At 71.9% G+C, this 18,755-nt stretch carries 6 protein-coding genes; 1 reads left to right on the top strand and 5 read right to left on the bottom strand.

What is annotated here, in order from left to right:
* From DQ392_RS21905 to DQ392_RS21895, 3 genes are all read right to left on the bottom strand, one after another.
* On the bottom strand, positions 1-12,113 hold a 12,113-nt coding region (locus DQ392_RS21905; protein ID WP_114017397.1), incomplete at its 3' end, for a type I polyketide synthase.
* 74 nt (positions 12,114-12,187) lie between these two features.
* Complete coding sequence (locus DQ392_RS36245; RefSeq protein WP_181856529.1) at positions 12,188-12,349, bottom strand: acyl-CoA carboxylase epsilon subunit; 162 nt, start codon at positions 12,347-12,349, stop codon at positions 12,188-12,190.
* Positions 12,350-12,396: 47 nt separating this feature from the next.
* Positions 12,397-13,866, bottom strand: a complete 1,470-nt coding sequence (locus DQ392_RS21895) for an acyl-CoA carboxylase subunit beta (protein ID WP_245981760.1) — start codon at positions 13,864-13,866, stop codon at positions 12,397-12,399.
* 626 nt (positions 13,867-14,492) lie between these two features.
* Between DQ392_RS21895 and DQ392_RS21890 the strand changes: the two genes are divergently transcribed.
* Positions 14,493-16,088 carry a class I adenylate-forming enzyme family protein gene (locus DQ392_RS21890; RefSeq protein WP_114017394.1) on the top strand — a complete coding sequence of 532 codons (1,596 nt, stop codon included), beginning with the start codon at positions 14,493-14,495 and terminating at the stop codon, positions 16,086-16,088.
* Between the two features lie 129 nt (positions 16,089-16,217).
* On the opposite strand, the gene DQ392_RS21885 is transcribed toward DQ392_RS21890, so the two are convergent.
* Both DQ392_RS21885 and DQ392_RS21880 read right to left on the bottom strand, forming a co-directional pair.
* Positions 16,218-17,297 (bottom strand): methyltransferase, encoded by a 1,080-nt coding sequence (locus DQ392_RS21885; RefSeq protein WP_114017393.1) that lies wholly within the window; start codon positions 17,295-17,297, stop codon positions 16,218-16,220.
* 202 nt (positions 17,298-17,499) lie between these two features.
* Entirely contained in the window at positions 17,500-18,699 is a 1,200-nt protein-coding gene (locus DQ392_RS21880; RefSeq protein WP_425470576.1) for a cytochrome P450, read from the bottom strand.
* Positions 18,700-18,755: the final 56 nt, after the last annotated feature.

The raw sequence follows: 18,755 nt of genomic DNA, 5'->3' as shown, positions 1-18,755 counted from the left end.
GAGAACGACACCAACGGATCCAAAACCCCCACAACCTCATCCAACGCCTCAGCAAACACCGGGAACGCCGCCACAAGCGACCGCCCCATACCCAACCGCTGACTCCCCTGACCAGCGAACAACAACCCCAGCTTCCCACCCGACCCCGAACCAGCCACCACACCAGCACAGACCTCACCCTCGGCGAGTTTCTCCAGGCCGGCCAGCAGAGCAGCCCTGTCGGCGCCGATCACCACGGCCCGGTGATCCAGTACCGTGCGGGACGACGCCAGCGCCGCGGCCACCAGGGCGATGTCGGCGTCGGCGTCCAGGTGCGTCAGCAGCTTCGAAGCCTGCGCGGACACGCCCTCCGCGGTCGCGGCACTGACCAACCACGGCACCACCGGCGGAGCCGCCACTGCCGCGACCGCCGCGGGCTCGTCCACCTGCTCGATGAGCACGTGCGCGTTGGTACCGGCGATACCGAACGAGGACACACCGGCCCTGCGGGCCCCGTCGCCCTCGGCCCACTCCTGCGCGTCCGCCAGCAAACCGACCGCACCGGCCGTCCAGTCCACGTGCGGCGAGGGCTCGTCCACGTGCAGGGTCCGCGGCAGCACGCCATGGCGCATGGCCATCACCATCTTGATCACACCGGCCACACCTGCGGCGGCCTGGGCGTGGCCGATGTTCGACTTGATGGACCCCAGCCACAGCGGCCGGCCGGCGGGCCGGTCCTGGCCGTAGGCCGCGATCAGGGCCTGCGCCTCGATCGGGTCACCCAGCGCCGTACCCGTGCCGTGCGCCTCCACCGCGTCCACGTCGGAAGCCGACAGACCGGCATCCGCCAGGGCCTGCCCGATCACCCGCTGCTGCGAGGGACCGTTGGGCGCGGTCAGGCCGTTGCTGGCACCGTCCTGATTGACCGCAGAACCCCGCACCACCGCGAGCACGGGATGCCCGTTCCGCCGCGCGTCCGAGAGCCGCTCCACCAAGAGCATGCCCACGCCCTCACCCCAGCCGGTACCGTCCGCACCGGCACCGAACGCCTTGCACCGCCCATCAGGAGACAGACCCCGCTGACGGGAGAACTCCACGAACGTGCCCGGCGTGGCCATCACCGTCACACCGCCGGCCAGCGCCAGCTCGCACTCACCGGAACGCAACGCCTGCACGGCCATGTGCAGCGCCACCAGCGACGACGAGCACGCCGTGTCCACCGTCACCGCGGGACCCTCCAGGCCGAGGGTGTACGCCACCCTTCCGGAGAGCACGCTGCCCGAGTTGCCGGTCCCGATGAGCCCCTCCAGGTCGTCAGGGGCCTGCGGCGTCTGCGACAGGTAGTCGTGGTACATCGAGCCGGCGAAGACACCGGCTCGGGTGCCGCGCAGGGTACGGGGATCGATGCCCGCCCGTTCGACGGCCTCCCACGACGTCTCCAGCAGCAGGCGCTGCTGGGGGTCCATCGCCAGGGCCTCGCGCGGGGAGATGCCGAAGAATCCGGGGTCGAACAAGCCGGCGTCGTGCAGGAATCCGCCGTGGCGGGTGTAGGCGGTGCCGCGGCTGTCGGGGTCGGGATCGTAGAGGCCGGCCAGGTCCCAGCCACGGTCCGTGGGGAACTCCGACACCGCGTCGACGCCCTCGAAGACCAGCCGCCACAGGTCCTCGGGCGACGCGACGCCTCCGGGGTACCGGCACGCCATGCCCACGATCGCGACCGGCTCGGTGTCCGCCGCCACGGCAGGTGTCACCGAAGGGGTCGTGGCGGTCCCGCTGGTGAGCTGGGTGTCCAGGTGGTCGGCGACCGCCTGCGCGTTCGGGTGGTCGAAGACGAGCGTCGCGGGCAGCCGCAGGCCGGTCGCCGTGTTCAGCTCGTTGCGCAACTCGACCGCGGTCAGCGAGTCGAATCCGAGTTCCTGGAACGCCTTCGTCGGCCCGACCTGCTGCGGCGACGCGTAGCCGAGTACGGCCGCGACCTTCTCGCGCACCAGGTCCAGCGACAGGCCGCGGTCCCCGCCGGGCAGGCCGCGGTCGGGACCGGCCGCGGCGACCGACCGGCTGACCCGGCGGGCCGTGGAGGGCACGAGCCCGCGCAGCAGGGCCGGAACGTCCGTCCGGGACCGCAGCAGCCCCGTCTCGACGCGCAGCGGTGCGAGATGCGCCTCGGGCGTGGTCAGTCCGGCGTCGAACCCGGCCAGTCCGTCCGCGACGGACAGCGCGGGCAGCCCCTGCCTGCGCATCCGGTCGAGGTCCACGGCGCTGAGCCGGCGCGTCAGTCCGGTCGCCGTCTCCCACATGCCGAACGCCAGGGAGACGCCGGGCAGTCCGGCTCGGCGGCGGTGTGCGGCCAGCCCGTCCAGGAACACGTTCGCCGCCGCGTACGATGCCTGTCCCGCCGCGAGCACCAGGCCGCCGGCGGAGGAGAACATCACGAACGCGGCCAGCTCCCTCCCGGCCGTCAACTCGTGCAGGTGCCAGGCCGCGTCGGCCTTGGTGGCCAGGACGGGTGCCATGCGCTCCGCGGTCTGGGAGGCGATGAGCCCGTTGTCACCGACACCTGCCGCGTGGATCACGGCGTTGAGGGGATGTGCGTCGGGGATCGACGCGATCAGCCGGGCCAGGGCGTCCCGGTCCTGCACGTCACACGCCACGGCCTCGACCGTGGCACCCAGCTGTGTCAACACGGCGACCTGCTCCGCCGCCCCGGGTGCTTCCGTGCCACGGCGGCCGACCAGCAGCAGGTGGCGTGCGCCGTGCTCGGTCACGAGGTGGCGTGCGACCAGCGCGCCCAGGCCACCCGTCCCGCCGGTGATCAGCACCGTGCCCTCGGGGTCCAGCGCGGGCTGTGCGGCGGCCTCGGGCGACACCCGCGTGAACCGGGGCACGCTCATCTCGCCGCCGCGAACGGCCGATTCCGGCTCTCCGGTAGCCAGCACACCCGGCAGGGCCCGTACGCTGTCCTGCTCGTCGTCCAGGTCGACCAGCAGGATCCGGCCCGGGTTCTCCGCCTGAGCGGCGCGCACCAGACCCCATACCGGCGCCTGCCCGAGGTCGACGTCCTCGTCCGCACCGGTCGCCACAGCGCCCCGCGTGACGACGGCCAGCCGTGAGGCGGCGAAGCGCTCGTCGGCAAGCCACTCCTGTAGATGTCCGAGGACGGCGGTCGTCGTCACCCGGACCGCGTCCGGCACGTCGGCTGCGGTCCGCGGGGTTCCGACGAGGACCCACTCGGGAACGTGCTCGGCCTCGGCCACGGTCGGCCACAGGCCGAACAGGTCCTCGCCGAGTACGGCCAGGCCCTCGGCGCTGCCGTCGCCGCAGGGCGTCGGGGCCCACGCGGTCCGGAAGAGCGGCCTGCTGTCCGCGTCGCCCGCGAGCTGGTCGGCCGCGACCTGGCGCAGGGTGAGCGATCCGATGTCGGCGACCGGGGCGCCCGCCGGGTCGGCGACGGCGAGCGTGACGGTGTTGTCTCCGCCGGTGTGCGCCACGCGTACCCGCAAGGCGGTGGCGCCCGTGGCGTGCAGGGCGACCTGCCGCCAGGCGAAGGGCAGGAACGGTCGTCCCGGCTCGGTCTCCTGGAGATGGTCGCCGACGCCCATGCTGTGCAGCGCCGCGTCGAGCAGGGCCGGGTGGATGCCGAACCGCTCCGCTTCATCGTGCGCCTGCTCCGGCAGGGTGATCTCGGCGTACACGGCGTCGCCGGTTCGCCATGCCGCGCTCAGCCCCTGGAACAGGGGGCCGTAGCGCAGGCCGAGGCCGGCCAGCTGCTCGTAGGTGTCGCCGACGTCGACGGGCTGCGCGCCGGGGGGCGGCCACTGGGTGAGGTCGGCGCTCGGCTCGGCGGGGCCGTCGGCGAGCAGTCCTGTCGCGTGACAGGTCCAGGAACCGTGGTCCTGGCTCGAGTGGATCTCGACGGGCCTGGTGCCGTGCTCGTCCAGGCCGCCGACGTGAATCTGCACGTGGGCGGCGCCGTCGCGGGGCAGCACCAGTGGTGCCCGCAGTGTGAGTTCGGCCAGCGTCGCGCATCCGGCCTCGTCGCCGGCCCGCACGGCCATCTCGACCAGGGCCGTGCCCGGCACGATCAGCACGTCGTTCACCATGTGGTCGGCGAGCCACGTGTGTGTGGCCGGCGACAGCCGTCCGGTCGCCAGGATGCCGCCGGAGCCGGGAAGCTCGGTGAGCGCGCTCAGCAGCGGATGGTCGAGGGGGCCCAGCCCGACGGCTTCCGCGGTGTCCGAGGTCGCCGCGCCGTCCAGCCAGAACCGCTCCCGCTGGAACGCGTAGGTGGGCAGTTGGACCCGGCGGCGGGAGGTGAGCATTCCGCTCCACTCCACCGCCACGCCCGAGGTGTGCAGTCGCGCGAGCGCCTCGACGAACGTGCGTGTCTCGTCGTGGTCCCGGCGTGTGGTCGCGACGGCCAGCGCGGTCTCGTCGAGACCTTGCCGGACCAGGCCGGTGAGGACCCGGTCGGGCCCGATCTCGACGAAACGCGTGGCGCCGCCCGTCCTGGCCGCCGTCACACCGTCGGCGAAGCGCACCGTCCGGCGGACGTGCGCGATCCAGTAGTCCGGGTCGGTCAGCTCACCTTCGGCGGCTGGCTCCCCGGTGACGTTGGAGACCACGGGGATCGTCGGCTCGTGGTAGGTCACGCTCTCGGCGACCCTCCGGTACTCGTCGAGCATCGGGTCCATCAGCGGCGAGTGGAACGCGTGGCTGACCCGCAGCCGCCGGGTGCGCACCCCGCGCTCGGTGAGAACCGCGGCGATCTCCTCCACGGCGTCCTCGGCACCGGAGACGACCACCTCGGCCGGTCCGTTGACCGCCGCGACGCCGGTGCGCTCGTCCAGCAGCGGCAGCACGTCCGCCTCGGGTGCGGCCACGGCGAGCATCGCTCCGCCGGCGGGCAGCGCCTGCATCGACCGGGCGCGCTCCGCCACCAGCCTGCACGCGTCCTGAAGCGAGAACACGCCCGCGACATGGGCGGCGGCGAGCTCGCCGATCGAGTGCCCGACGAGCACGTCCGGAGTGACCCCGAACGAGGTCAGCAGCCGGAACAGGGCGACCTCGAACGCGAACAGCGCGGGCTGCGTCATCCCCGTCTCGTCCAGCGCCGCCGAAAGGTCCGAGTCCGGCTCGGCGAACATCGTCTCGCGCAGCGGGTGCGCCAGCAGCGGGTCGAGCGCCTGGCAGATCTCGTCCAGCGCGGCGGCGAACTCGGGGAAGGCGTCGGACAGGGCGCGTCCCATACCAGGACGCTGGCTGCCCTGTCCGGCGAAGAGCAGGGCCGTGGCGCCGTGCGCGGCCGCGCTGCCTTCGATCGCCGGCGGTCCACTCGCCCCGGTCGTGCCGTCGGCCAGGTCGCTCAGCGATGCCAGCAGCCCGTCGCGGTCCGCACCGAGCACGACTGCCCGGTGGCCGAGCGCCGCCCGGCCACTCGCCAGGGACCAGCCGACGTCGCCGGGGTCCAGTTCGGGCCGTTCTGACACCCAGGAGCGCAGCCGGTCCGCCTGTGCCCGCAGGGCATCGGCCGACCCCGCCGAGAGCACCCACGGCACCACCGGTGAAGGCCGGTCGGCTGGTTGGGGGTCGGCGCTCGGCGGCGCCTGTTCGATGACGACGTGCGCGTTGGTGCCGCTGATCCCGAAGGACGACACGGCTGCCCGGCGCACCCGGTCGCTTCCGTCCCACTGCTTGGCCTCGGTCAGCAGTTCGACGGCGCCCGCCGACCAGTCGACGTGGCTCGACGGCTCGTCCACGTGCAGGGTCCTGGGCAGTGTTTCGTTGTGCATGGCCATGACCATCTTGATCAGGCCGGCCACACCGGCGGCGGCCTGTGCGTGGCCCATGTTCGACTTCACCGAGCCGAGTCGGAGGGGGCGGTCGGCGGGGCGGCCCTGGCCGTAGGTGGCGATCAGGGCCTGTGCCTCGATGGGGTCGCCCAAGGTCGTGCCGGTGCCGTGTGCTTCGACGGCGTCGATGTCGGAGGTGGTCAGTCCGGCGTTCGCCAGTGCCTGGCGGATGACGCGTTCCTGGGAGGGACCGTTGGGCGCGGTGAGGCCGTTGCTGGCACCGTCCTGGTTGACGGCGGAGCCGCGCACCACCGCGAGGACCTGGTGGCCGTTGCGGCGCGCGTCGCTGAGCCGCTCCACCAGGAGCACGCCGACGCCCTCGGCCCACCCGGCACCGTCGGCGCCGTCCGCGAAGGACTTGCAGCGGCCGTCCGGGGCGAGGCCGCGCTGCCGGGAGAACTCGACGAACATGCCCGGGCTCGACATCACCGTGACGCCGCCGGCCAACGCCAGTTCGCACTCGCCCGAACGCAGAGCCTGCACGGCCATGTGGAGTGCGACCAGCGAGGACGAGCACGCGGTGTCGACGGTGACGGCGGGGCCCTCGAAGCCGAGCGTGTAGGAGACCCGCCCGGAGATCAGGCTGCCGCCGCTGGTCGAGCCGGGCACGCCCAGGCCGTAGTCGTGATACATCACTCCGGCGAACACACCGGTGCGGCTGCCTCGCCGGGAATGCGGATCGAGACCGGCGTGTTCGAACGCCTCCCACGACGTCTCCAGCAGCAGACGTTGCTGCGGATCCATGCTCAGCGCTTCACGCGGTGAGATTCCGAAGAACGCGGGGTCGAAGTCGGCCGCGTCGTAGAGGAAGCCGCCCGCTCGGGTGTAGCTCTTGCCGGGCGTGCCCGGTTCCGGGTCGTAGATCCGCTCGATGTCCCATCCGCGATCGGTCGGGAAGTGGGAAACCGCGTCCACCTCGTCGGCGACGAGCTGCCACAGGTCCTCGGGGGAGGTGACGCCGCCCGGGTAGCGGCACGCCATACCCACGATCGCGATCGGCTCGTCGTTCGCGGCGGGGGCCGCCACCACGGCCGCCGGCGTGTCGGCCGCACCGTCGACCAGCTCGGACTCGATGCGCTGGGCGACGGCCCGGGCGTGCGGGTGGTCGAACACCAGGGTCGCGGGCAGCCGCAGTCCGGTCGCCGCGTCGAGCTGGTTGCGCAGTTCGACCGCGGTCAACGAGTCGAAGCCGAGGTCGGAGAACGCCCGCTCCGGCTCGATCCGCGCGCTGGAGGTGTGGCCGAGCACGGCCGCGACCTTGTCGCGCACCAGCTCCGAGACCACCCGGGCGCGTTCGGCCGCGCCCATCCCCGCGAGCCGCTGTGCCCAGCCCGAAGGCGAGCCGCCGGCGGCACCCCGTGTCGCCGGACGGGGCCGCCGCACGAGTCCCCGCAACAGCGCAGGCGTGTGCGCGGAAGTGCGCAGCGCCGCGGTGTCCACGCGCAACGGGACGACCACGGCTTCCTTCGAGGCCAGTCCGGCGCTGAAGCCGCTGAGCCCCTCCTCGACGGTCAGCGGCGGGTAGCCCTGCCGCCGCATCCGCTCCAGGTCGGCGTCGGACAGTGCGCGCGACAGCCCCGTCGAGGTGTCCCACAGCCCGAACGCCAGGGAGGTCCCCGCGAGGCCGAGCCGGCGACGGTGGGCGGCCAGCCCGTCCAGGAAGACGTTCGCCGCCGCGTACGCTCCCTGGCCCGCCGCCAGCACCAGGCCGCCGGCCGACGAGAACAGCACGAACGCGGCCAGGTCCATCCCGGCCGTCAGCTCGTGCAGGAACCACGCCCCGTCGGCCTTCGCGGCGAACACCTCGTCGAGCCGGTCCGGTGTCAGCGAGTCGACCAGCCCGGTGTCACCGGTCCCCGCGGCGTGCACCACACCGGTCAACGGGTGCTCGGCCGGCACGCTCGCGAGCAGTCGCGTAAGGGCGTCACGCGAGGCCACGTCGCAGGCGACGGCCCGGGCCGAGGCGCCCAGCTCCGCCAGCTCGTCGATCAGTTCCGTCGCGCCGGGAGCGTCCGCTCCCCGGCGGCCGGCCAGCACGAGGTGACGCACACCGTGCTCGACGACGAGGCGCCGCGCGGCCAGCGCGCCCAGGCCACCGGTGCCGCCGGTGACCAGCACCGTGCCCTCGGGATCGAGTGCCGGCACGTCCACCGGCGGCGCGGTCTTGCGCGTCAGACGAGGAACCGCGACGGTGCCTGCCCTGATCGCCATCTCGGGTTCGCCGGTCTCCAGCGCACCGGCCAGCGCGGCGCCCGACTCGTCCGCGCCGTCGACGTCGACCAGGATGATCCGGTCCGGGTGCTCGGCCTGCGCCGCGCGCACGAGCCCCCACACGGGGGCGGCGGCGGGGACGAGTTCCTCCTGGGGCCCCGTGGCCACGGCGCCCCGGGTCACCACCACCAGCCGGGAGGCGGCGAACCGCTCGTCCGCCAGGAACGTCTGCACCTGTTCGAGCACCGCACGAGTGGTTCGACGCATCGCCGCGGGTACGGCGCCCTCGGCGCCCTGACACCCGACCACGACCCACGGGGCCACCGGGCCCGATGCGGCCAGCGACTCCAGATCGTCGAACTGGCCGGCCGGCACCCCGGGAATCCCCGTACCGGCCGACGCGAGACCGGCTCCCGGCGCACGGCCGATGGGCACCGTCACCCAGTCCAGGTGGAACAGCGCGCCGTTCCCGGAGCCGAGCTGTTCGGCCGCCACCGGGCGCGAGACCAACGACTCCACCGTCAGCACAGGCTCGCCCGTGGGATCGGTGGCGGTCAGTGAGACCGAGTCCCCTCCGGTACGGGTGATGTGCACCCGGAGCGAGGCCGCACCGGCGGAGTGCAGGGTCGCACCGGACCACGTGAAGGGCAGTACCGTCCGTGGCGCGCCGTCCAGCCGGCGGTCGTCCAGCAGGGGCGCGTGCATCGCCGCGTCCAGGAGCGCGGGATGCAGGCCGAACCGTGCCGCGTCCGCGTGCGCCTGCTCCGGCAGCTCGACCTCGGCGAAGAGCTCCTCGCCGCGCCGCCACATCGCGCGCAGGCCCCGGAAGACGGGTCCGTAGGCGTACCCGCGGTCGAGAAGGAAGGTGTACGCGTCCGTGAGATCGACGGATGCGGCTCCCGTCGGCGGCCACTGCGTCGTGCTCCTTGGTGACGTGGCCGGGGCGGTGCCGAGCGCGCCGGAGGCGTGCAGCGTCCACGCGCCGTCCAGGTCGTCTTCGTCGCGGCTGTGGACGCTGACGTTCCGCACGCCCGCGCCGTCCTGCGCTTCGACCGTCACGCGGAGATGGAGTCCGCCTCGTGCCGGAACGACGAGCGGCGCATGCAGGGTCAGCTCCCGCACGTGCGGGCTGCCCGCCTCGTGTCCTGCCTGCATCACGAGTTCGAGCAGGCCCGTGCCCGGCACCAAGACGGTGCCCAGTACGTCGTGGTCGGTCAGCCAGGGCTGCCCGGCCGCCGACAGCCGGCCCGTGAGCGTCAGCCCGTCCGACTCCGTGGCCGGGAGGACGGCGCTCAGCACGGGGTGGTCGAGTGGGCTCAGCCCGGCCGCCGACAGGTCCCCAGCGGCCGAGCCGTGCTCGAGCCAGTAACGCTCGTGCTGGAACGCGTAGGTGGGCAGGTCGACGCGGGCCGTCGCCTCTCCGAGGTAGACGGACCAGTCGACGGGCACACCGACGGCGTGCAGGCGGCCCAGGGCCGCCACGAAGGCACGGGTCTCGTCGCGGCCCTTGCGCGCGGTCGGTACGACGGTGGCGGTGTCCAGAATCTGCCGGGCCAGTCCTGACAGCGTCGCGTCCGGCCCCACCTCGACGAAGAGCTCCGCCCCTGCCGCACGCGCGGCGGCCACACCGTCGGCGAACCTGACCGTCTGGCGCACGTGCCGGACCCAGTAGCCGGGGTCGGTGAGCTGCCCCTCGGTGGCGAGCCGCCCGGTCACGTTGGAGATCACCGGGATCGACGGCTCACGGCAGGTCAGTCCGGCGGCGATGTCGCCGAACTCGGCCAGCATCGGTTCCATCAGCGGCGAGTGGAACGCGTGGGACACCCTCAGCCGCCGGGTGCGCACGCCACGCTCGCCCAGCACCGAAGCGATCCTGTCCACGGCGTCCTCGGCGCCGGAGACCACCACGGAAGCGGGGCCGTTGACCGCGGCGATCCCGGCCCGTTCGTCCGCCTCCAGCAGCGGCGCCACGTCCGCCTCAGGCGCCGCGACGGCGAGCATCGCCTGACGCCCCGGCAACGCCTGCATCAACCGGGCACGCGCCGCCACCAGCGTGCACGCGTCCTGAAGCGAGAACACGCCCGCGACATGCGCGGCGGCTATCTCACCGATCGAGTGCCCGACGAGCACAGCCGGAGTCACACCGAAGGACGTCAGCAGCCGGTAGTGGGCGACCTCGAAGGCGAACAGTGCGGGCTGCGTCATCCCCGTCTCGTCCAGCGCCGCCGAAAGGTCCGAATCCGGCTCGGCGAACATCACCGCCCGCACGGGATGCGGCAGCAGGGGATCCAGCGCCGCGGCCACCTCGTCGAGCGCCTGGGCGAAGACCGGGAACGTTTCCGCGAGCGCCCGTCCCATGCCCAGCCGCTGGCTTCCCTGACCCGCGAACAGGAACCCGGCCTTGCCGCCGTCGCCGCCGCCGGTGAGGACGTCGGCGCTCTGCTCCCCGGCGGCGAGGGCCCGCAGACCGGCCAGCAGCTCGTCGTGGTCCGCGCCGATGACGACGCCACGCTGTTCCAGCAGCGCGCGCGTACGGTAGAGCGCCGCACCCGCCGCCACGTCGTCGACGTCCGCCACGGACAGATGTTCGGCCAACTGCGCGGCCTGGGCGCGCAGGGCGGCCTCGGTCCGTGCCGAGATCAGCCAGGGCACCACCGGAAGGTCGCGCCGCTCGGGCTCCTCGGCCTCCTCCTGCGCCTGCTCGATGATCACGTGGGCGTTGGTGCCGGAGATGCCGAACGAGGAGATACCGGCCCGCCGGGGACGGTCGTCGGTGTCCCACGCGCGGGCCTCGGTCAGCAGCGCGACGGTGCCGTCCGACCAGTCGACGTGCCCGGTCGGCTCGTCCACGTGCAGCGTCTTGGGCAGCATGCCGTGGCGCATCGCCATGACCATCTTGATCACACCGGCGACACCCGCCGCGGCCTGGGCGTGGCCGATGTTGGACTTCAGCGATCCGAGCCACAGCGGACGGTCGGCGGGCCGGTCCTGGCCGTAGGTGGCGATCAGGGCCTGGGCCTCGATCGGGTCACCCAGCGTCGTCCCGGTGCCGTGGCATTCGACGGCACCGACGTCCGGCGCGGTCAGTTCGGCACTGGCCAGCGCCTGCCGGATGACGTGCTGCTGGGAGGGGCCGTTCGGGGCGGTCAGGCCGTTACTGGCGCCGTCCTGGTTGACCGCGGAGCCCCGCACCACGGCCAGCACCCGATGGCCGTTGCGGCGGGCGTCGGAGAGCCGCTCCACCAGGAGCATGCCCACGCCCTCCCCCCACCCGGTGCCGTCCGCGGCAGCCGCGAAGGATTTGCACCGCCCGTCGGGGGACAGCCCGCGCTGGCGCGAGAACTCCACGAACGTGTTGGGCGTGGCCATGACCGTGACACCACCGGCCAGCGCCATGTCGCACTCGCCGGACCGCAGGGCCTGCACCGCGAGATGCAGCGCGACCAATGACGAGGAACACGCCGTGTCCACGGTGACCGCCGGGCCCTCGAAGCCGAACGCGTACGACACACGCCCCGACGCGACGCTGCCGGAACTGCCCGTACCGAGCATGCCCTCCAGCTCGCCGGGGGCCGCGCTCCGTGTCCCGTAGTCGTGGTACATCACCCCGGCGAACACGCCGGTTCTGCTGCCCCGCAGCGCGGAGGGGTCGATGCCCGCCCGCTCCACCGCCTCCCAGGAGCTCTCCAGCAACAACCGCTGCTGCGGGTCGATGGCCAGTGCCTCACGCGGCGAGATCCCGAAGAAGTCGGCGTCGAACTCGCCGGCGTCGTGGAGGAATCCCCCCTCTCGGGCGTAGGAGGTGCCGCGGCTGTCGGGGTCCGGGTCGTACAACCGCTCCAGGTCCCAGCCGCGGTTCGTCGGGAACCCGTCGATGGCGTCGACGCCGTCGGCGACCAGCTGCCACAAGCCCTCGGGCGACACCACTCCGCCCGGGTACCGGCACGCCATCCCCACGATCGCGATCGGCTCACGCGACGCGTTGCTCAGCAACCGGTTCTGCTCCCGGAGACGTTCCGTCTCCTTCAGGGAGGCGCGCAGAGCCTCTACCAGTTTGGGGTCGCTCGCTGCCATTCCGCCTCGCGCTCCTCGCGGTTCAAGAAAGTTGCTGGTCTGGTTCGATGCCTTCAGGCGCAAGCCGTGCCGTCTCAGCGGGCGGCCCACGAGCCGGGCGGCCGGAACTCGCCCGCGCCTCGCCACTCCGGTGCCGCCCGGGGCCGCGACGCAGGGGCCGGCCGCCTCGATGCGAGAACGGCCAGCAGGGCGATCGCCGCCGCCGCTATTTCCTCGTCGCCCGGGTGGCCACGCACGATCCGCAGCACCCCCTCCCGCCCCGGGCCGGCTGTCGCTCCGCCCCTCACGTCGGCGGGTTCCCGTGCTTGCGCTGCGGCAGGCGCACGCTCTTCGCGCGGAGCATCGCGAGCGCGTCCACCAGCACGGAGCGGGTGTCCGCCGGGTCGATGACGTCGTCGACCAGCCCACGCTCGGCCGCGTAGTACGGGTGCATCAGCTGGTGCTTGTACTCCTTGACCAGCTGCGCCCGCGCCGCCTCCGGATCGGGTGCCTCAGCGATCTCCCGCCGGAACACCACACTCGCGGCGCCCTCGGCTCCCATCACCGCGATCTCGTTGGTGGGCCAGGCGAAGGACAGGTCAGCGCCGACCGACCTGGAGTCCATGACGATGTACGCCCCGCCGTACGCCTTGCGCAGCACCACCTGGACTCGCGGCACCGTGGCGTTGCAGTACGCGTAGAGCAGCTTCGCGCCGTGCCGGATGATCCCCCCGTGCTCCTGTTCGACGCCCGGCAGGAAGCCCGGCACGTCCACCAGGGTCACCAGCGGAATGCTGAAGGCGTCGCAGTGCTGCACGAAGCGCGCGGCCTTCTCCGCTGCCTCGATGTCGAGCACGCCGGCCTGCGAGGCCGGCTGGTTCGCCACGACGCCGACGACGTGGCCGTCGAGACGGGCGAGACAGCAGATGATGTGGGTCGCCCAGGACGGGTGGATCTCGAAGTAGTCCTGGTCGTCGACGATCTCGTCGATGACGTCGCGCATGTCGAAGGAGCGCGTGGGGTCCGCCGGCACCAGGTCCAAGAGCGCGTCGCACCGCCGGTCGGCCCGGTCCGCGCTCTCGACGGCCGGCGGCGTCTCCCGGTTGTTCGACGGGAGCAGGGACAGCAGGTAGCGCACCTCTTCGAGACACTCGGCCTCGCTGTCGTACACGCCGTGCGCGGCGCCCGAGACGGAGCCGTGCACCGCGGCTCCGCCGAGGTCGTCGTGGGTGACCTCCTCGCCGGTGACCGTCTGCACCACGTCGGGGCCCGTGATGTACATCTGCGAGATGCCCCGCACCATGAAGACGAAGTCGGTCAGCGCGGGCGAGTACGTGGCACCGCCGGCACACGGGCCGAGTATCACGCTGATCTGCGGTATGACGCCCGAGGCGCGGACGTTGCGCTGGAAGATCCCGCCGTATCCGGCCAGCGCGGTGACGCCTTCCTGGATCCGCGCGCCGGCACCGTCGCTCAGACTGACCAGCGGTGCGCCCGCCCGCAGCGCGAGATCCATGATCTTGTGGATCTTCTGGGCGTGCGCCTCACCCAGCGAACCGCCGAAGATGCGGAAATCGTGCGCGTAGGCGAACACCGTCCGCCCCTCGACCAGGCCCCAGCCGGTCACCACACCGTCGGTGTACGGACGCCGGTTCTCCAGCCCGAAGCCGGCGGCGCGGTGCCGGCGCAGGGGTTCGATCTCGGTGAACGTGCCCTCGTCGAAGAGCAGGTCGAGACGCTCCCGGACCGTGAGCTTGCCTCTGGCCCGCTGCATGTCCGTGGCGCGCTGAGCGCCACCCGCCCTGGCCTCTTCCCTGAGTGTGTGGAGTTCGTCGACGCGCGCACGGGAATCGGTCGGCGCGGGCGCGACGAGCGCCAATTCGTCGGCCAACGCGACGCTTTCCCGCTCCTTCCCGAATGCAGCCGCATCTGCGTTCACCCTCGGGCCAGAACTATCGGTAACGGTCATATGGAATCCATCTGGTCGAGTAGGCGCACACGGCTGTCCGAGCTCAGTGGACAGTCAATGTCAGGCCGATGACGCCTGACCAGTGGGGAACCGCCCCTACCTGGGCCGGGCCGCACCCCCTACCGCGGCTCCTATACCCGGGGGGGGCGGCGCGATGCCGGCAGCGTTGATCCGGCCGTGCGGCGGTGCAAAGCCGGCCCGGCGGTTCCGGCGGCCGGACCGCGATGACCTCGATCAACGCCGTGAACACCACCTGCGCCAGTGTGCGTTGCGGGGCCGACCGGCCACGGCGCCCAGGTTCCGCGACGCACCCCAGTCCTGGGCTGCTAGGGGTTGTTCGTCCGCGCCCGTTCTCCGAACGATGGGCGATGACGATGACAGATCCGAAAAACCGGCTTCAATCACCGAAGGCGCGCGAAAGTGAGGCCAGCATGACGAGCTCCCACGGTTGGTGGAGCCGTATCGGCGGATACGCGGCAGACATCATGTCGGTACTCGCCGATGAGCCGGAACGGATCGTCGCGCACTGGCGCGACCGACGGTTCAGCGCCCGTGAACTCACCGGCTCCGTCACCGGCACCTACCGCGCCATGCGCACACTGGACGTCGGGCCGGGCAGCGTGGTGGGCATCCTGGTGGCCCCGAACAGCCCCGACATGCTGACCGCCCGCTACGCGGCGCACCTGCTGGGAGCGGCCGTCTGCTATCTGCGCACCACGAACCCCGGCTCGAACGCCGCGGCGCTGTCCGCCGCCGATCAGCTCCGCATGCTGCGGGAAACGCACGCCGCGGTGGTCTACGCGGACGACGAGAACCACGCCAGGGCCCTGGAGTTGGCCGACGGTGCCGGGGGCGGCATCACCGTTCTCGGGCCGGCGGCCGAAGGAGACGTGCCGGCTTCCGAGGCCGTCACACGGTGGGATCCGCAGCGGCTGGCCGTCGTCGGCTACACGAGTGGCAGTACAGGACGCCCCAAGGGCATCCGCATGTCGGGCAGGGCCTGGGAAGGCACCGTCCGCATCACGCTCGCACCCGAGACGGATCCGATACACCTCCTGGTCACCACCCCGTTGAGCCACACCGTCGGCCCCATGGCCGATGCCGCTGTGACCTCGCGCGGGACACTCGTCCTCCGCGAGGAGTTCCGCGCCGAGCGGTTCGCGGACGACATCGCGGAACACGGCGTGACCCGGGCGTTCATGGCGACGGCGCACCTGTACCGGCTGCACGACCACCTGGCGGATCTGGATGCGCCGGAGCGCACCGCCGCCGCGCTCGCGACACTTCGCCACCTGGTCTACAGCGGCAGCTCCGCCGCACCCGCCCGCGTCGCCGACGCCGTGCGCCTTTTCGGGCCCAGGCTCCTTCAGGCGTACGGCACCTCGGAAGGCGGTCGCGTCACGCTCCTCGACCCGGGCGAACACTACGACCCCTGGCTGTCCACGACCGTCGGGCGCCCGTTCCCCGAAGTCGAGATCTCCCTGTACGACACCGAATCCGGTGCGCGGGTCTCCCCCGGCGAGGTCGGGGAGGTATGGATGCGCTCACCGCACCTCATGGACGGCTACTGGAACGACGACGACCTGACCGCGCGCGTGCTGCGCGACGGTTGGTATGCGACAGGCGACATCGGCTACCTCGACGAACGGGGCTACCTGCACCTCCTCGGCCGCACCTCCGAGGTGGTGAAGGTGAACGGCGTCAAGATCCACCCCACCGTCGTGGAACAGGAGATCCTCGCGATCGACGGCGTCCGCCACGCGGCGGTGTACGGCTGGCGAGACGACGACGCCATCGAATCCCTGCACGCCGCGGTGGCCTTCCAACCCGGCTCGGCTCCGACCGCGGACGAGATCCGCAAGCACGTCAGCACCTCGCTCTCGGCCGCGCATGCTCCGTCCGAGATCTTCGTGCTCGACGAACTGCCGACGAACCACTCCGGAAAAGCCGACAAGGTACTTCTCCGCAGCCTGCACAGCCGTCGCGCCCACGCCCCCCACGGAGTTGCTGAGCGGCGGAAGCCCTAAGGCCTCTCGTACGGATCTTGCCGGGGTCGCGGGCCCCGCGGTTACCAAGCGGGTGCGTCGGGCCGCCCTCCGCGACAAGCGGGGAGGGCGGCCCGACGTAGTGTGCGCCGCTTCTCCTACCGGGGTTGGTCAGGCATCCGCGAGTGCGCACTCGAGGACGGTGTGGTTGCTCATGAGGCGGTCGGTCGCGGTCACTTCGAAACCCGCGGCCGCGATGATCTCCCTGATGCCGTCCTGGTCCAAACCCAGGGTGCCCTCCTCGCACACCACCAGCTGGAACATGCCACGCACCGCGTCGGCATCCTGCTCGACCAGCGGCTCCATCACCAGGAGACGAGGGGATTTGCCCTCGGCCTCGGCGGTACGGCGCATCGCCGCGTGGATCGCTGTCAGGATCCGCAGTCCGCTCTTCGGAGTCCAGTCGTGCAAGACGTTCTTGAGCAGGTAGAGATCGCCGCCGTCGGGAACGCTCTCGAAGATGTCCGTGGGCTGGAAGCTGACACGCGCGGCGACGTCGGCGTTCAGCGTCTTCTCGAGCTGCGCCGGGCCCCGTTCGCACACCGAGGCGCGGTCGGCGCAGACACCCTTGAGGTGGGGGTGCGCCGCGACGAGGCCCGAGACCATGCCCGCCCCGCCGCCGCCGACGTCGACAACCGTCCTCACGTCGGAGAAGTCGCGCTGCCGAGCCAGGACAGCCGCCACGGGACGGGAGAGTTCCGCCATCGCCCGATCGAAGATCGCAGCCGTCTCGGCGTTCTCCTCACGTTCGAGCCACTCGTACAGCGAGGTGCCGAAGACGGCCCGGAAGCCGGACTTGCCGGTCCGGACCGTCTCGAGGATGCCACCGAAGGCGTCGTCGTAGGTCTCGGCCATCAGGATGCAGTAGTTCCGCATCGACCAGGGGTGGTCGTCGCGCAGCGGTGCGAAGTTCTCCGACAGGACGTACCGGCCCGCCTCGTCCCGGACGAACACGCCCCAGAACGTGAGCATCTGCATGAGCCGGCGCATCACCCGGGGGTCCGAGTCCGTCTTGTCCGCGATCTCGTCGTCGGACAGCGGCTGGTCGGCCACCAGGTCCGCGATGCCGAGCCGGGCCGCGGCCGCCAGAGCCCGGGAGAACCAACCGCTCCCGACCAGGCGGGTCACGTGCATGTGGTTCATTTCTTCGCGGTAGGCCTTGGTGAAGTCGGCTGAGGTTTCCTGAGACACAGTGACCTTCCGTAGTGTGAATACGCGCACGCGGGCAAATCGTGGCTCGGTCGCCGCATCAGTTCTTCCGTGCACGACCCACGAATCGCGCGGCAGCACCCAAGAGCCTGCTTCAGATTGTGGCCGGATGCTCGCCTCGTTCACACCCCAGATTTCTGCCCCTACCCACCCCAGGACGAACGCAGAGTACGGCGCCGTCGGCTCACCAGACGACGGGCAACTCGCGCACGCCGAACACGCTCATGTTGGCGCGCAGCGGCACCTCCTCCGCCGGCACGGCGAGCCGCAGCGACGGGAACCGCTCCAGCAGCGCCGGGAAAGCCGCGCGCAGTTCCATCCTGGCCAACTGCGAGCCGAGGCACTGGTGGATGCCGTGCCCGAACGCCAGGTGCCCGCTCGCCTGCCGGAACACGTCGATCTTGTTGGGGTCGGGGAACCGCTCGGGGTCGCGGTCGGCGGCCTCGATGGACACCGTGACCGACTCGCCGGCCTTGATCACCTGGCCGTCCAGTTCAACGTCCTCCAGCGCCGCTCGCACCGCCCTGGGAGCGACGGACGTGTAGCGGAGCAGCTCCTCCACCACGTCGTCGATCCGGCTCGGGTCGTCGCGCACGGCGGCCAGCTGGTCCGGGTTGCGCAGCAGCGCGAACGTGCCGAGTCCGATCACGCTCGCCGTGGTGTCCAACCCGGCGACCAGCAGCAATACGCTGATACCGGCCAGTTCGGCGTCGGTCAGGTCCGTCTCGGTCAGGTCGGACAGCAGGTCGTCCGTCGGCTCCGCCCGCTTGGCGGCCACCAGCTTGCGCATGTACCCGTACAGCGACCGGAAGGCCATGCCCACCTCCTCCGGCCTGCCGTCCTGGGTGAGTGCCGTCTGGGTGTGGCGCTGGAAGGTGTCGAGGTCGTCCAGCGGTACGCCGAGCAGTTCGCACAGCATCAGCGCGGGAACCGGCTGCGCGAACAGGGTCCACAGGTCGGCGGGCGCGCCGTGTTCGGCCATCACGTCCAGCTGGTCGCGGGCTATCTCCTCCATGCGCTGGGTGAGCAGCCGCATCCGGCGCACGGTGAACTTGCCCACCAGCAGCTGGCGGAAGCGGGTGTGCTCGGGCGGGTCGATGCCGGTCATGTCGCCGATCGGCGCGGCGTCACGTTCCCCGCCCGGGCCCTCCATGCCAGCGATCGGCTCGTGGATCAGCTCGTGCCGGGAGCTGAAGCGGGAGTCGGAGAGCACCGCGCGCACCACCGCGTGTCCGGTGGCCAGCCAGCCGACGTGGCCGTCCGGGTACACCATGCGGCGCAACGGCCGCCCCTCCCGCAACCCGGGGGGCGGGTCGAAAGGGCATTTGTCGTCCCTTTCCATCGGCAGTGCTGTCAGCAGGTCCTTGTTCTCGACGTCTGTCAACTCGATCAGGCCTTTCCACAGTCCGGTTGCACGATTTCTTGGGCAAGTGAACGGGG

Source organism: Streptomyces reniochalinae (assembly GCF_003323735.1).
Lineage (GTDB): Bacteria > Actinomycetota > Actinomycetes > Streptomycetales > Streptomycetaceae > Streptomyces > Streptomyces reniochalinae.
The sequence above is the reverse complement of the archived record's forward strand: the minus strand, read 5'-3'. Positions and strand labels throughout refer to the sequence as shown.

Bases quoted from the DNA above. Each gene is read 5' to 3' on its own strand.
- DQ392_RS21895 (WP_245981760.1), bottom strand. From the start codon at position 13,866: ATGCAGCGGGCCAGAGGCAAGCTCACGGTCCGGGAGCGTCTCGACCTG.
- DQ392_RS21890 (WP_114017394.1), top strand. From the start codon at position 14,493: ATGACGAGCTCCCACGGTTGGTGGAGCCGTATCGGCGGATACGCGGCA.